This window comes from Pseudomonas sp. NPDC098747 (assembly GCF_044760045.1).
Lineage (GTDB): Bacteria > Pseudomonadota > Gammaproteobacteria > Pseudomonadales > Pseudomonadaceae > Aquipseudomonas.
On the sequence record NZ_JBIWAL010000007.1, the window covers coordinates 64,207 to 81,393 of the forward strand.

Here is a 17,187-nt window from a genome sequence, read left to right on the forward strand (position 1 = left end):
GACCCTCAGCGATGGACTACGCCAGGCAGTACGCAGAGCATTTCGTACAGCAGGTTGGCGGCCAGCAGCGAGGTGTTGCCGGTGGTGTCGTAAGCGGGCGAGACTTCTACCAGATCGCAACCGATCAGGTCGAGGCCTTGGCAGCCACGAATGATCTCAATCGCCTGAATGGTCGTCAGACCACCGATTTCCGGGGTGCCGGTGCCAGGTGCCCAGGCCGGATCGATGCCGTCGATGTCGAAGCTGAGGTACACCGGACCACCGCCGACTTTCTCGCGCACTTCGGCCATCAGCGGCGCCAGCGACTTGTGCCAGCACTCTTCGGCCTGCACCACGCGGAAACCCTGATTGCGGCTCCAGTTGAAGTCATCTGCGGTGTAACCCTGGGCGCGCAAACCAATCTGCACCACGCGGTCGCAATCCAGCAGGCCCTCTTCGACGGCACGACGGAAGGTCGTGCCGTGGGCGATTTTCTCGCCGAACATGTGATCGTTGACGTCAGCGTGAGCGTCGATGTGCACCAGACCGACCTTGCCGTGCTTTTTGTGAATGGCACGCAGGATCGGCAGGGTGATGGTGTGGTCACCACCCAGGGTCATCGGAATCACGTTGTGTTCGAGAATGTTGTCGTAGGCTTCTTCGATGATGCGCACGGCGTCGAGCAGGTTGAAGGTGTTGATCGCCACGTCACCGATGTCGGCAACCGACAGCGAATCGAACGGCGCAGCACCGGTGGCCATGTTGTATGGGCGGATCATCACCGATTCGGCGCGGATGTCGCGCGGCCCGAAGCGGGTGCCGGGGCGCAGCGAAGTGCCGATGTCCAGAGGCACGCCAACGAAGGCAGCGTCCAGGCCGGCAGCAGTCGGCAAGTGGGGGAGTCGGAGCATGGTGGCGATGCCGCCGAAGCGCGGCATTTCATTGCCGCCCAGTGGTTGGTGAAGAATCTTGTCCACGGGTAGGGCCTCATCGTCTTTGTTTTATTTATGTCGGCGCACCGTTCAGCACAGGTTCGGACGCCGCTGTGGGGGCGATTCTGCGAAATGTAGTGGAGGGAAAGAATCGCTACGGGCAAATACTTAGTTCAGATTTTTCTAAACTAATGGCCAGGGGCGGGATAGACTTTGCTGGCCTTGGGTTTTGAGAACGGCTGGACATTGCTGCCCTCACCCCAGCCCTCTCCCGGAGGGAGAGGGGGCTGATCTCCATGGCTTTCAAATCAGGTATTCGACTTTTGATCACCTTGCAAACACACCTGAGTTCAACTCGTAGTTTCAGGTCGACGGAGATCCTCAAAGCACCTCGGTAGGCTCCCTCTCCCGTGGGAGAGGGCTGGGGTGAGGGGCTTTTTCCACAGACAACACAGTTGCAAAGCCCGGAGTAGACATGGCCAACGCTTTACCCGACCTGAAACTATTGCGCATCTTCGTCAGCGTCGTACGCCATCAGGGTTTCGCCAGCGCTCAGCAGGAACTCAACCTGTCGACCTCGGCGATCAGCACCTACATGAGCCAACTCGAAGCTGCGCTCGGTCTGGTGTTGTGCCATCGCGGCCGCGGTGGTTTCAGCTTGACCAGCAAAGGCGAGCTGTTTCATCAGGAAACCCTGCGCCTGCTCGCCGAACTTGAAGGTTTCGAGCAATACGCCGCCGCGCTCAAGGGCGAATTGCGCGGCACGCTCAACCTCGGGGTGATCGACTCCACCGTCAGCGACAAGGCTTTGCCGTTCGCCGAAGCCATCGGCGCCTACAGCCAGGAACACCCTGCGGTGCATTTGCATCTGTCGGTGATGAGCCCGTATGAACTGCAACTCGGCGTGCAGGACAACCGCCTCGACCTGGCCATCGGTGCGTTCTCCACGCGCATGAGCGGTCTGGTTTACATGCCGCTGTACCGCGAGCAGCACTGGTTGTATTGCAGCAGCCGTCACCCGTTGTTCAACGAGCGGCGGATTCCCGAGCAAGTCATTACTCAGCAACGCATGGTCGGTCGTGGTTATTGGAGCCAGGCAGAACTGGCGCGCCACGGTTTCAAACACAGCGCTGCCACGGTGGAAAGTATGGAGGCGCAGCTGATACTGGTGCTGTCCGGCGCCTACATCGGGTATCTGCCGGAGCACTACGCCCAGGCTTGGGCCGACAAGGGCGATTTGCGGGTTTTGTTGCCAGCGACTTTCGGCTATCAGGCGCCGTTTTCGATGATCATGCGCCGTGGTCGCAGCCGCGAACCGCTGATCCAGACTTTCCGCGATTTGCTCAAAGCTCAGCTCAATCAGGCGTAAGAACGATGTCCAGACCTCAATGTCCGCGCTGCATGCGCCCACAAACCCATTGCCTGTGCCCATTGATCCCGAGCCTCGACAGCCGCACTCGGGTGTTGCTGTTGCAGCATCCGAGCGAGGTTAATCATGCGTTGAATACTGCGCGCCTGGCAGCGCTGGGGTTGACCAATGCCGAGCTGGTTGTCGGTGAGGAATTTGAGGATTTGCCGACGCTGCTGAACCGGCCGGGGTATCGGGCGCGATTGCTGTTTCCCGCGGACGATGCGCAGCCGATGCAGGCTTATGGCGAATCCGATGAGCCGTTGTTGCTGGTGGTGCCGGACGGCACCTGGCGCAAGGCGCGCAAGATGCTGCACCTCAATCCGCTGCTGGCGGCGTTGCCACGGGTGACGCTGGCTGAGGGCGGGGTGTCGCGGTATCGGTTGCGCAAGGCACCGGGCCCCGGGGCGTTGTCGACCATCGAGGCGATTGTGCAGGCATTGCAGACGCTGGAAGCGCCGGCGTCATTCGAACCGTTGCTCAAACCGTTTGAAGCGTTGATCGAGGGGCAGATTGCAGCGATGGGGGAGGAGATTTTTCAGCGCAATCATGGCGATAGATGAGGGTTGATGGTGCTGGCCTCTTCGCGAGCAAGCTCGCTCCCACAGTGTCCGTGTCGTGTACAAACTCTGCGAACACCGCTAAAACTGTGGGAGCGAGCTTGCTCGCGAAAACGTCAGATCAATCACCTCAATTACTCGAAGCGGACTAGCGTTCGCGCATAGCCTCGGTCCGCGCCTTCAGCACAGGTTTGAGCAAGTAATCCAACACGCTTTTCTCGCCGGTAATAATGTCCACCGTCGCGACCATCCCCGGAATGATCAGCAGCGGTTTCAGATCCCCGCCCAAGTGGTTTTTGTCGGTGCGCACCTGAATCAGGTAGAAGCTGTTGCCCTTGTCGTCAGTAATCGTGTCGGCACCGATCAACTCGAGCTTGGCGCTAAGCCCGCCGTAAATCGTGTAGTCGTAAGCACTGAACTTGACCATGGCTTTCTGGCCCGGATGCAGGAACGCGACGTCTTGCGGGCGCACCTTGGCTTCGATCAGCAGGTTGTCTTCCAATGGCACGATTTCCACCATGTCGCTGCCTGGCTGGACCACGCCGCCGATGGTGTTGACCTTCATCTGCTTGATCACCCCACGCACCGGCGAGGTCACGGTGGTGCGCGTCACTCGGTCGTCGATGGCGATGCTTGATGCGGTGATTTTCGACAGGTCGGTGCGTTTCTCATTCAACTCTTTAGCGGCTTCCGAGCGGAAGGTTTGTTCTGATTCGTCGATCTTGCTGCGGATTTCGGCAATCGCCGATTCGGCCCGAGGGATCGCCAGGGTTGTCGCGCTCAGCGAGCCGCGGATCTCCACCGCACTGCGTTTGAGCCGCAGGATTTCCACTGGTGATACCGCACCGCTTTTGACCAGCGGTTCGGACATGTTCATCTCTTGTTGCAGCAAGCCGAGGCTTGAGCTGAACTGGCCTTGCTTGGAGCGAAATTCCGCCAGTTCCTGAGTCTTCTGTCGCAGTTGTTCGCTGAGAGTACGTTGCTCACTGGCCAGTCGGCGCAAGCGTTGTTCGTGCAGCGAGCGTTCGTCTTCAGCGACTTGAGGGGCCTTGGCGATCACCTCGGCGGAGAGTTTGAACGGCCGCCCTTCGGCCTCTGCCGACAGCCGTTCGACCTGCGCCGTCAGCGCATAACGGTCGGCCTCGCTTTCACCCTTGTTCGATAGAAACCGCGTGTCATCCAGACGCAGCAGGGTGTCACCCTTGCTCACTATTTGCCCCTCACGGACAAAAATCTCGGTGACGATCCCGCCCTCAAGGTTCTGGATCACCTGAACCTTGCTCGACGGAATCGCCTTGCCTTCGCCCATGGTCACTTCTTCGAGCACGGCGAACTTGGCCCAGACCACTGCGCTGATCAACAGTGCTGCCGCGAGCCACACCGTGACTCGCGACCAGCGCGGCGAATCCTGCAATGAAGCCCCGGCAGTTTCCGGCATGAACTCGACTTCGGCGCTTTTGCCGAAGCTGTCGAAGTAGCCGCGTGATTTGCTACCTGTGGAAGCAGACATGGGGCAACTCCTAGACCGCCGCCGAGCCGACGCGGCCCTTGCGCAGTGCTTCGATGACCGCTTCTTTCGGGCCGTCAGCGACGACCCGACCGTTGTCCAGCACCAGCAACCGGTCCACCAGGCTCAGCATGGAGGTGCGGTGAGTGACCAGCAGCAGTGTTTTGCCTTGCACCCAGCCATGCAGCTTCTGGCGCAGTTGGTCCTCGCTGCTGTTGTCCATGGCGCTGGTGGGTTCGTCGAGCAACATGATCGGCGGGTCGAGCAACAAGGCCCGTGCCAGCAACACGGCTTGGCGTTGCCCACCGGAAAGCAATTGCCCGCGTTCGCCCACTGGCCGGTCGAAGCCTTGCGGGTGTTGGCGCGCGAGTTCGGTGACGCCCGTCAGCTCGGCCACTTCGAGCATGCGTGAATCGCTGACATAGCGCGCACCCAGGGTGAGGTTGTCGCGAAGGCTGCCGGCCAGCAGCGGCAAATCATGGGCAACGTAGCCGATCTGCTGGCGCAGGTCAGCGACGTCCAGTTGCCGCAGGTCGAGGCCGTCGAGCAGCAACTGGCCTTCTTCGGGTTCATAGAAGCCCATGACCAACCGCGCCAAGGTACTTTTGCCGGAGCCGCTGCGGCCGATGATGCCGACCCGTTCGCCGGGTTTGAGGCTAAAACTGACGTTGCTCAGCGCCGGGGCATTCTGGCCGTTGTAGTGGAAGGTCACGCCGCTGACATCCAGTGCGCCTTGCAGTTGTGTGCGTTCCAGTGGCCGCTGTTTGCCGTCGCGTTCTTGCGGCAACGACATCAGCGCATCGGTGCTTTTCATAGTCAGTTGCGCTTGCTGATAGCGGGTAATCAGCCCGGCGATCTGCCCCAGCGGTGCGAGCACGCGACTGCCGAGCATGTAGGTGGCCACCAGTGCGCCGACGCTCAGATTGCCGGCGATGATGCTGTAGACCCCGGCTACAATCGTCGCCATCCCCGCGAACTGTTGGATGAACAACGTGCCGTTGGTGGCCAGCGCCGAGAGGTTGCGCGCATGGCTGTCGAGGCGGGTGAGGGCGCCGTGGGTGCTTTCCCATTTGTGCTGGCGCTCGCTTTCGGCGCTACAGGCCTTGAGGGTTTCCAGGCCACCGAGGGTTTCGATCAACAAGGCCTGGCGTTCGGCGCCGAGACTTAGACTTTTTTGCACGGTGTCGCGCAGGCGCACCTGAATGATCATCGCGAAAATAATCGTCAGCGGAAACGCCAGCAGCGGAATCACCACAAGCCAGCCGCCGAGCAGGCCGATCACCACCAGCATCAGCACCACAAAGGGCAGGTCGATCAGGCTGGTCAGCGTCACCGCCGTGAGAAATTCGCGCAGGCCCTGGAAGTCATGAATGCTCTGGGCAAAGCCGCCGATGGTTGCCGGCCGTGCCTTCATCGACATGCCGGTGATGCGTTCGAACAAAGTTGCGGAAAGGATTACATCGGTTTTCTTGCCGGCGGTGTCCAGCAGGTGCGCGCGCACCACTCGCAGCACCAGTTCGAACCCGGTGCCGATCAGCAGTCCGATCGACAGCACCCACAGGGTCGACGTGGCCTGATTGGGCACCACGCGGTCGTAGGTTTGCATGACGAACAGCGGCACCATCAGGCCCAGCAGGTTGATCAGGAAACTGGCAAGAAGCGCATCGCTATACAGCCATTTCGACAGCTTCAGAGTGTCGCGAAACCACGCATGCACCCGCGGCACCAGCGGCGAACGCAGGTCTTCGAGTTCATGCCGTGGCCGAGCGAACAACGCCTGGCCGCTGTAGTGTTCGCTGAGTTCTTCGCGGCTGACCCATTGCTCGCCGCCATCGGCCTCGCTGGGCAGGATCAGCGCTTTGCCGTCATCGCCAAAACGCCGCAGTACGGCGGTTCGCCCGTCGTTGAGCAACAACAGAATCGGTAGATTCAGCGGCGAAATGTCTTTCAGCTCACGGCGCAACAACCGCGCCTGTAACCCGGCCCGGGCGGCTGCGCGAGGCAACAGATCCAGGCTCAGGCGTTGTTTGTTCAGGGGCAGCCCCGCACTCAGGCTGGCGCGACTGACAGTCGCGCCATGGAGTTTGCAGAGGATCAACAGACCGTCGAGTAACGGATCATCGAAGCTCAGCCGCGGATCGACCCCGGCGCTGCCGCCTCCGGCCATGCTAGTCATATTGATCGCCCCTGGTTGTGTGCACATCGCCCTGTGTAGGAGCTGCCGCAGGCTGCGATCTTTTGATCTTGGAAAACCAACATCAAAAGATCGCAGCCTGCGGCAGCTCCTACAGGGGGCTTATTTCAGTTCTGGCAGGCGTGCTTCGTTTTTGACTTCGGCCGAGGCGATCGCATCGGCCGGCAGCACCACCCGTTGTTTGCTCAGCAACTGGCCCATGTTGGCCAGCACGCGGTACATCGAAAATTCCTCGGTGTAGCGGATTTCGGTGTAGCGACGGTTGGCGTTATAGAGCTCGTTTTCACTGTCGAGCAAGTCGAGCAGGGTGCGTTGGCCGAGGCCGAACTGATCTTGATACGCCATGCGTACACGCTTGGAGGTTTCGGCGTATTCACGGGCGGTCGGGGTTTGTTTCTTGGCGTTTTGCATGGCGTTCCAGGCCAGACGAATGTTCTCGTTGAGCTGGCGCAAAGCGTTGTTGCGGATGTCCATCGCCTGATTGATATCGTGTGCGTTCGCGGCCAGACGGGCCTTGTCGCTGCCGCCGCGGAACAGGTTGTAGTTCATCACAATGCCCACGCGCCACTCGTTGTCGTGGCCTTCATCACCTTGCACGTTGTTGTTCGCGCCGACTGCTGCTTCGGCATCGAAGCGAGGGTAGAACGGTGACTTGGCGACTTCGTATTGGCTTTCCGCCGACTGCACGTCAGCCTGGGCCGATTTCAGATACGGGTTGTTGTCGACCATGCTCTGCTGGGCTTCACGCAGCTCGGTGGGCAATTCGCCGCGAGTCGAGGCCGGGGTTTCCAGCTCATCGGGCATGCGCCCGACCACGCTGTAGAAATTGGCTTCGGCATCGGCCAGATCGACTTCAGCGGTGTCGAGGTTGTTCTGCGCCAACGCCTTACGTGCTACCGATTGGTCGGAGTCGGCGTTGCTGCCGATGCCGCGCTCGGTACGCAGGCCAATCTGATCGTTGACGCGCAAGTGCGCCTGCAAGTTGTTCGTCGCCAGGGTCACCAGTTCGCGGCGCTTGAGCACTTCGAGGTAAACCTCGATGGTGCGCAGGGCCAGATCCTGAGCAGTGCCTTGCGCGTAGTAGGCGCGCGAGTTGGACACGCCTTTGGTGCGCTCGACTTCGTTGGCAGTGTTGAATCCGTCGAAGATCATTTGCCGCATGCGCAGCTCGGACTGGGTGTAGGTGAGGATTTCGGTGTTGTGATTGCCCAAGGCCCGGGTGTTGGTGTTGTCGCTGTAGCCGCGACCGTAAGCGGCGTTCAGATCGACGGACGGATAGAAGCCGCCCTTGGCGACTTTGACCTGTTCATCAGCCGACAGGCGGGCGTCCACGCGCGACGCAAGTTCCGGGTGGGTGGCAATGGTGCTTTGAATCGCCTCGGTGAGGTTCATGGCCTGGGCTTGAGACGTGCAAGCCATGGCCAGCAAAACCGCGCTGCAGAGGGGGGTTAGAACGCGCATGGGTGCATCTCCCTGAGTCCTGATGGTGTGTTACTGTCGCCAAATATTTGACGATATTTATAGGTGTATGCGTTTCACTCTTGTAACAACAGAGCTAAGAACATCCTGAAGCGTAGCTAAGAAAAAATTTTCATAAGGCTTATGCCGAAAAAAACTTATGCGCTTTGTAAAAAGCGGCACATTGTTCAGCTCGAAAGCCTTTGTTTTATGCGCTTTAGGGAGTGCAAAAAGGCTTGAGGAAAGTTCCATTCACTTTGCGACATACGGCGAAGTACTGCTGAAGGGGAGGGACGCGTAGCGGTTGATGGGCGACATTTTTTTGTCACTCGAGTGCTTCACCACCGTTACGTAGCGTTAGTAGGTAGGTTGTCTCGATCAGGGTTCGGAAGTGCTTGATAGCACTGATGTTTCCAAATCATGCGACTCCTGCGAAACGAACTGTCGAGGGTGTGAGCGTCTCCCCGACAACCCGATTGAGCCATGGGCTGCTTCGCGAACCAGTGCTGACGGTGGTCAGCAGCGGAGGATTTCACATGGCAACGCTCATCGGCACAGTCACCAAGGTTATTGGTCAGGTTTTCGCGCAGGCAGCCGACGGAACTCGTCGTGCTCTGGTTGAGGGGGATCGCCTTTTTGCCGGCGATCAACTGATTACCGGGGCCGAAGGCGCGGTTGCCGTTCATCTGCAAAATGGCCAGGAATTGACCTTGGGTCGCGACAGTAGCCTGACCATGACCGGGCAGTTGCTGGCCGGTCAGGCCGCGCAGGTGAATGTCGCGGAGGCCGTGACCCCGAGCGACGCGCAGCTGACCGATGTCGAGCAGATCCAGAAAGCTATCGCTGCCGGTGACGACCCGAGCAAAACCGCCGAAGCGACCGCAGCAGGTCCCAATGCCCCAAGTGGTGCACCGGGTGAAGCGGGCGGCGGTCACACCTTTGTGCTGTTGACCGAAGTCGGTGGGCGAGTTGACCCGATCATCGGGTTCCCCACTGCCGGCTTCAACGGCATTCCCGAGTTTCCTGAAGAACGGCGCAACGCGCTCATCGACGACGGTGACGACACCGTCGCGCCGATTGTTCCGCCGCCACCGGTCAACAATCAGGTCACGCTCAGCGGCCTTGCGGTAGACGGTGGTGAGTTGAACCTCAACGAAGCCAATCTGCCCGACGGCTCTGCCGCCAACACCGGGGCCTTGACGCAAAGCGGCAGCTTCAGCGTATCGGCGCCGGACGGTCTGACCAGCCTCAGCGTCGGCGGCATCAACCTGATCAACGCTGGCGTGGCGGTCGGCTTCCCACAGTCGATCACCACGCAACTGGGTAACACGCTGACCATCACCGGGTACAACCCGGCGACCGGCGTGATCACCTACAGCTACACGCTCAATGGCAACGAAACCCACGCGGCCGGCGACGGCGCGAACAGCCTCAGCGAACAGTTCACCGTGATTGCCGGCGACAGCAATGGCGACACCGCGACCGGTACGCTCGACGTCAACATCAGCGATGACGTGCCTAAAGCGGTCGATGACAACAATGGCACCGCTTCAGAAACCTTGCTTACACTGACCGGCAACGTGCTGACCAACGATGATCAAGGCGCCGACCGAGTGCCGACCGGGCCCGTGACACCGGGCACGTTCACTGGCACTTACGGCACGCTGGTGCTCAACGCCAACGGCACATATACCTACACGCTCAACACCAGCGATGCCGACTTCAAAAATCTGAACGGCGGTGGCAACGGCACGGAAACCTTCGCCTACACCATCACCGATGCCGACGGCGATACCAGCACCGCGAATCTGGTTTTGCAGATCCAGAACAACGATGATCCTGTGGTCATCAACGGCTTGAACGTCGAGGGCGGCGAACTCACCGTCTACGAGAAAAACCTCAACGACGGCAGCGCGCCTGACTCCGCAGCGTTGACCCAAAACGGCACCTTCACCATCACCGCACTGGACGGCGTCACCACGCTGACCGTCGGTGGCATCGCCGTCGTCACTAACGGCGTCGCCGCAGGTTTCCCGCAATCCGTCACCACGCCGCTGGGCAGCACGCTGACCATCACCGGGTTCAACGCGACAACTGGCGTGGTCAGTTACAGCTACACCCTGGTCGATAACGAAGCGCATGCAACCGCCAACGGCGCGAACAATCTGCCTGAGCAATTCGCCGTCACCGTGGTCGATGACAACGGCACCACTGCCAATGCGACCCTTGATGTGAACATCGTCGACGACCTGCCAAACGCCGTGGACGACAGCAATGCAACCACCGCCTCGGAAGCTCAACTCACGCTGACCGGCAATGTGCTGACCAACGACGTGCAAGGCGCTGACCGAGTAGACACCGGCCCGATCACCGCCGGTACTTTCACCGGGACTTACGGCACGCTCGTGTTGAACGCCAACGGCACTTACACCTATACGCTGAACACCAGCGATGCCGATTTCAAAGCCCTGACCGGCGGCGGCAATGGCACTGAAACCTTCGCCTACACCATCACCGATGCCGACGGCGATACCAGCACCGCGAATCTGGTTTTGCAGATCCAGAACAACGATGATCCTGTGGTCATCAACGGCTTGAACGTCGAGGGCGGCGAACTCACCGTCTACGAGAAAAACCTCAGCGACGGCAGCGCGCCTGACTCCGCAGCGCTGACCCAAAACGGCACCTTCACCATCACCGCACTGGACGGCGTTACCACGCTGACCGTCGGTGGCATCGCCGTGGTCACCAACGGCGTCGCCGCAGGTTTCCCGCAATCCGTCACCACCCCACTGGGCAGTACGCTGACCATCACCGGGTTCAACGCGACGACTGGCGTGGTCAGTTACAGCTACACCCTGGTCGATAACGAAGCGCATGAAACCGCCAACGGCGCGAACAATCTGCCTGAGCAATTCGCCGTCACCGTGGTCGATGACAACGGCACTACTGCCAATGCGACCCTTGATGTGAACATCGTCGACGACTTGCCAAATGCGGTGGACGACAGCAATGCAACCACCGCCTCGGAAGCTCAACTCACGCTGACCGGCAACGTGCTGACCAACGATGTGCAAGGCGCCGACCGCGTAGCCACCGGCCCGATCACCGCAGGCACTTTCACTGGCACCTACGGCACGCTGGTGCTCAACGCCAACGGCACTTACACCTACACCCTCGACACCACTGACGCCGATTTCAAAAACCTGAACGGTGGCGGCAACGGCACAGAAACTTTTGCCTACACCATCACCGATGCCGACGGCGATACCAGCACCGCGAACCTCGTGTTGCAGATCCATAACAACGACGATCCGGTGATCATCAACGGCCTCGATGTGAACGGTGGCGAACTCACCGTCTACGAGAAAAATCTCAGCGACGGCACCAGCCCAAATACCCCGGCGCTGACCCAAAACGGCACCTTCACCATCACCGCACTGGACGGCGTCACCACGCTGACCGTCGGTGGCATCGCCGTGGTCACCAACGGCGTCGCCGCAGGTTTCCCGCAATCCGTCACTACACCGCTGGGCAGCACGCTGACCATCACCGGGTTCAACGCGACAACTGGCGTGGTCAGTTACAGCTACACCCTGGTCGATAACGAAGCGCATGCAACCGCCAACGGCGCGAACAATTTGCCTGAGCAATTCGCCGTCACCGTGGTCGATGACAACGGCACTACTGCCAATGCGACCCTTGATGTGAACATCGTCGACGACTTGCCAAATGCGGTGGACGACAGCAATGCAACCACCGCCTCGGAAGCTCAACTCACGCTGACCGGCAACGTGCTGACCAACGATGTGCAAGGTGCCGACCGCGTAGCCACCGGCCCGATCACTGCCGGTACTTTCACCGGTACCTATGGCACGCTGGTGCTCAACGCCAACGGCACTTACACCTACACCCTCGATACCACTGACGCCGATTTCAAAAACCTGAACGGCGGCGGCAACGGCACTGAAACTTTTGCCTACACCATCACCGATGCCGACGGCGATACCAGCACCGCGAACCTCGTGTTGCAGATCCACAATAACGACGATCCGGTGATCATCAACGGCCTCGATGTGAACGGTGGCGAACTCACCGTCTACGAAAAAAACCTCAGCGACGGCACCAGCCCAAATACCCCGGCGCTGACCCAGAGCGGCACCTTCACCGTGACGGCCCTCGACGGTCTGCAAACCCTTACCGTCGGCGGCATCGCCGTGGTCACCAATGGCGTGGCCGCAGGCTTCCCGCAATCGACTGTCACCCCACTGGGCAGCACGCTGACCATCACCGGGTTCAACGCAACGACTGGCGTGGTCAGCTACAGCTACACCCTCGTGGATAACGAAACCCATCCGAACGCCAATGGCGCCAACAGCATCACCGAGAACTTCAATGTCGTCGCCACGGACACCGATGGCAGCACCGCCAGCGGACAGATCAACGTCAATATCGTCGATGACCTGCCAAGCGCTTATTCCGATGCAGCGTCGGTGGCGGAGGGCGGTACCGTCAGCGGCAACGTGCTGCTTAACGACATCGGCGGCGCCGACGGCCCGGCCGTGACGGGTGCGGTGGTCGGCGTGCGCGTCGGTGCCGATACGTCGACTTCGGCCATCGGTGGCTTGAACTCGCAAATCAACGGCACCTACGGCTACCTGACCCTCGATGCCAATGGCAACGCGGTCTACCAGAGCAATCCGAATACGGTGAGTGGCCCCGGTGCGGTGGATGTATTCACCTACACCGTGCGTGATGCCGACGGCGATGAAAGCACCACCACCATCACCATCGATGTCTACAACAGCAAACTGTATGCGGTCAGCGACACCGACGTCACCGTCTACGAAAAAGCCCTGGACCTGACCAAGGACGGCGCAGATCTGGCGCCCGGCACGGTCACGGGCAGCGATCCGACCAGCACCAGCGAAACCGCGTCCGGCACCTTGGTCGGCTCGGTCAACGGTGCAGTCGGCGCGATCAGCTATGCGCTGGTTGGCAGTGCCACTGGCAACTACGGGCAGATCCTGCTCAACCCCAACGGCACCTACACCTACACCCTGACATCGCCAGCGACCACCACACCGAATGCCGATGACGGTGCCAACACCCTGACCGAAACCTTCACCTATCAGGCCACCGATTCGCTGGGCAACATCGTCACCAGCACCATCGTCGTCAGCATCGTCGATGACGTGCCGAAAGCGATGAACGACAGCAATGCAAACAGCGCCTCGGAAACCCAACTGACGCTAAGCGGCAACGTGCTGACCAACGATGTGCAAGGTGCAGACGTGGTGGCGACCGGGCCGATCACTGCCGGGACTTTCACCGGCACTTACGGCACGCTGGTGCTCAACGCCAACGGTACTTACACCTACACCCTCGACGCCACTGACGCCGACTTCAAAAATCTGCACGGCGGCGGTAACGGCACCGAGACATTCACCTACACCCTGACCGATGCCGACGGCGACACCAGCACCGCCAACCTGGTGCTGAACGTCCACAACAATGACGATCCGGTGGTGCTCAACGGCCTCGACGTCAATGGCGGCGAACTCACCGTCTACGAGAAAAACCTCAGCGACGGCACCAGCCCTAACACCCCGGCACTGACTCAGAGCGGCACCTTCACCGTGACGGCCCTCGATGGCCTGCAAACCCTCACCGTCGGCGGCATTGCCGTGGTCAGCAATGGCGTGGCTGCAGGCTTCCCGCAATCAACCGTCTCGCCACTGGGCAGCACGTTCACCATCACCGGTTACAACCCGGCCACCGGTGTGGTCAGTTACAGATACACCCTGGTCGATAACGAAACCCACCCGAACGCCAACGGTGCCAACAGCATCACCGAGAACTTCAACGTGGTGGCAACCGACACCGATGGCAGTACCGCCAGCGGTCAGATCAACGTCAACATCGTCGATGATCTGCCGACCGCCAAACCCGACACCGGCGCGGTGGCGGAGGGTGGCACGGTCAACGTCAGCGTTTTGGGCAACGACGTCAACGGTGCCGATGGCGCGGCCACGGTGATCGGCGTGCGCGCCGGCAGCAACACCGCCACCTCGGCCGTCGGCGGGCTCAACAGCAACATCAACGGCGCTTACGGTTACCTGACTCTGGACGCGGCGGGCAATGCCGTTTACCACAGCAACCCGAACTCGGTGAGCCCACCGGGCGCCACCGACACCTTCACCTACAGCATCCGCGACAGTGACGGCGACGAAAGCACCACGACCATCACCATCAACGTCGCCGACAGCAAACTCATCGCCTCGGTCGATCAGGACGTGACCGTTTACGAAAAGGCCTTGGACTTGACCAAAGACGGCCAGGACCTGGCACCCGGCACGGTCACCGGCAGCGATCCGAGCAACACCGGTGAAACCGCCAGCGGCACGCTGGTTGGCGCGGTCACCGGCGGCAGCGGCGCGCTCACTTACACCCTGGTCGGCAGCGCCACCGGCACTTATGGGCAAATCCAGCTCAACGCCGACGGCACTTACACCTACACGCTGACCTCGGCACCGAAAACTTCGCCGAACGCCAACGACGGGCCGAACACCCTGAGCGAAAGTTTCACCTACAAAGCCACCGATGCGCTGGGCAACACCACCACCAGCACCCTCGTCGTCAATATCGTCGATGACGTGCCAAAAGCCGTGACCTCGGATCGCTCGGTGACAGCGGTGGAGATCGATTCCAACCTGCTGATCGTTCTCGACATCTCCGGCAGCATGGCGGATCCCTCGGGCGTACCCGGCCTGTCGCGGCTGGCGCTGGCCAAGCAGGCGATCAGTGCCTTGCTCGACAAGTACGATGATCTGGGCGACGTCAAAGTCCAACTGGTGACCTTCAGCAGCAACGCCACCGACAGAACCGCGGTGTGGGTGGATGTCGCAACGGCGAAGACGATTCTTGCGGGGCTGACGGCTGGCGGCGGTACCAACTACGATGCTGCCGTGGCGGTGATGCAGACCGCGTTCAATACCTCGGGCAAACTCACCGGGGCGCAGAACGTCGGCTACTTCTTCTCCGACGGCAAACCCAACGAGGGCGACATCAACGCCGCCGACGAAGCCGCGCTGAAAGTCTTCCTCGATGCCAACAACATCAAGAACTACGCGATCGGCCTCGGCAGCGGCGTGAGCAACGCCAACCTCGATCCGCTGGCGTATGACGGCATCAACCACACCAACACCAACGCGGTGGTGGTCACCGATCTCAACCAGCTCAACTCGGTGCTGTCGGGCACCGTGCAGGGTGCGCCGGTCACCGGTTCGTTGCTGGGCGAGGGCGGCACGTTCGGCGCTGATGGTGGTTTCATTAAATCCATCGTGATCGACGGCACCACCTACACCTATGACCCCAAAGCCCTTGGCGGACAGGGTTCGTTGATCGCGAGCGGAGGCGTCAATCACGGCACCTTCAACACGGCGAGCAACACGTTGAGCATCGCCACCAACAACAGCGGCACGCTGGTGATCAACCTTGATACCGGCGAATACACCTACACCTCGCAGAAAACCACCGCTGTGGTGCTCACCGAAAACATCGGCTTCACCGTCAGCGACAACGACGGCGATCTGGCCAGCTCGACGCTGACCGTGAAAGTGATCCCCAACGCGCCTCCGGTGGCGATGGACGACCACGTCATCACCAACGTGCTGTCGAGCAACGTCGTGGTGCCGGGTGAGTTGTTGCTGGCCAACGACACTGATCCGAATGGCGATACCCTCAACGCGACGCCGACCAGTTTCAATACCGGTTGGGTGTCGAAAGCGGCGGATTTCACCGGCACCGGCGCGATCAGCTTCACCGGCACCAATGCCAACACGGCGGCCAACCAGAACCTGGCCAATGTACGTAATTCGTTCTCGGCGAATGCGGCAACCATGACTGCCGTGCTGGTGGTCAGCGGTTTCCTGGGCGCAGTCAGCAACTCTAATGCCAATGATGAAGACCGCATCACCGTCAACCTGCGTCAGGGTGAAACCCTCAAACTGGACCACAACCTGGCGGCGGGTAACGTCAGCATGGAGTACTCGATCAACGGCGGCAGTTGGATCGCGCTGGCGGACGGGCAAACCCTCACTGCGACGTCGACCGCGGACTACCAGATTCACATTACCAACCTCACCAACCCCATCGACAACCCCGCCAACGGCTCGGAAAACTACCAACTGACCATGACCCTCAACTACGCCGGTGCCCAAAACATCGCCCCGGACTACCACGGCACTTACACCGCCAGCGATAACCATGGCGGCAGCGACACGGCCAACGTGAGCATCAGCTATCAGGACGGCCACACCCTCACCGGCACCGCAGGCGATGACGTGCTGGTGGCGGGTACCGGCAACAACATCATCAATGCCGGCGACGGCAACGACGTACTGACCGCAGGCTCAGGCAATAACGAACTGCACGGCGGCGCGGGCAACGACTTGCTCTACAGCGGCGCGGGCAATGACTTGCTCGATGGCGGCAGCGGTACCGACACCGCGAGCTACGCCCATGCGACTGCCGCCGTCACCGTCAACCTCGGTTTGCTCGGTGCACAAAACACCTTGGGCGCCGGGACAGACACCCTGACCGGCATCGAAAACCTCATCGGCTCGAACTTCAACGACAGCCTGACCGGCGACAACAATAACAACGTCATCAATGGCGGCCTGGGCAACGACACCCTCAATGGTGGCGGCGGCGATGACTTGCTGATCGGTGGTTTAGGCAACAACACCCTGACCGGCGGGGCAGGGGCCGACACCTTCCAGTGGCTCAAGGGCAACAGCGGCCACGACCTGATCACCGACTTCACCCCCGGCACCGACAAGCTCGACCTGTCGCAACTGCTGCAAGGCGAAAACGGCACCACGTCGTCCCTCGACGACTACCTGCACTTCTCCGTCAGCGGTAGCGGCGCCTCGGTCATGACCAGCATCGATGTGAGCGCCATGGCCGGCGCCACGCCGAACCAGACGATTGATCTGGCCGGCGTCAACCTCGCCAGCCACTACGGCGTCACCCCGGGCGCAGGCGGAATGATTGCCAGCGGACACGACACGGCAACGATCATCAGCGGGATGTTGAATGATCATTCGCTGAAGGTGGATACCGTTTGATCGGCATTTGAGTCGAGC

General features: G+C 60.6%; 7 protein-coding genes. 3 read left to right on the forward strand and 4 right to left on the reverse strand.

Features of this window, described 5'->3' with window-relative positions:
* Positions 1-5: 5 nt before the first annotated feature.
* The gene (gene speB / locus ACIQVE_RS06535) at positions 6-956 is read right to left on the reverse strand and encodes an agmatinase (protein ID WP_047300226.1); all 951 of its coding nucleotides are present in this window, start codon (positions 954-956) and stop codon (positions 6-8) included.
* A gap of 430 nt (positions 957-1,386) precedes the next feature.
* On the opposite strand from speB, the gene ACIQVE_RS06540 reads away from it, so the two are divergent.
* Positions 1,387-2,280: a LysR family transcriptional regulator gene (locus tag ACIQVE_RS06540; protein WP_402805793.1), complete on the forward strand. Its 894-nt coding sequence runs from the start codon at positions 1,387-1,389 to the stop codon at positions 2,278-2,280.
* A 5-nt stretch (positions 2,281-2,285) separates the two neighbouring features.
* Complete coding sequence (locus ACIQVE_RS06545) at positions 2,286-2,882, forward strand: tRNA-uridine aminocarboxypropyltransferase (RefSeq protein ID WP_402805795.1); 597 nt, start codon at positions 2,286-2,288, stop codon at positions 2,880-2,882.
* A gap of 145 nt (positions 2,883-3,027) precedes the next feature.
* On the opposite strand, the gene ACIQVE_RS06550 is transcribed toward ACIQVE_RS06545, so the two are convergent.
* From ACIQVE_RS06550 to ACIQVE_RS06560, 3 genes are all read right to left on the reverse strand, one after another.
* Positions 3,028-4,389, reverse strand: a complete 1,362-nt coding sequence (locus ACIQVE_RS06550) for an HlyD family type I secretion periplasmic adaptor subunit (protein WP_402805797.1) — start codon at positions 4,387-4,389, stop codon at positions 3,028-3,030.
* Between the two features lie 10 nt (positions 4,390-4,399).
* Positions 4,400-6,562: a type I secretion system permease/ATPase gene (locus ACIQVE_RS06555; RefSeq protein ID WP_402805799.1), complete on the reverse strand. Its 2,163-nt coding sequence runs from the start codon at positions 6,560-6,562 to the stop codon at positions 4,400-4,402.
* Between the two features lie 120 nt (positions 6,563-6,682).
* Positions 6,683-8,041 carry a TolC family outer membrane protein gene (locus ACIQVE_RS06560; protein ID WP_402805800.1) on the reverse strand — a complete coding sequence of 453 codons (1,359 nt, stop codon included), beginning with the start codon at positions 8,039-8,041 and terminating at the stop codon, positions 6,683-6,685.
* A gap of 533 nt (positions 8,042-8,574) precedes the next feature.
* Here ACIQVE_RS06560 and ACIQVE_RS06565 point away from each other — a divergent pair.
* Positions 8,575-17,169: a retention module-containing protein gene (locus ACIQVE_RS06565; protein ID WP_402805802.1), complete on the forward strand. Its 8,595-nt coding sequence runs from the start codon at positions 8,575-8,577 to the stop codon at positions 17,167-17,169.
* The last annotated feature ends 18 nt before the right edge of the window (positions 17,170-17,187 follow it).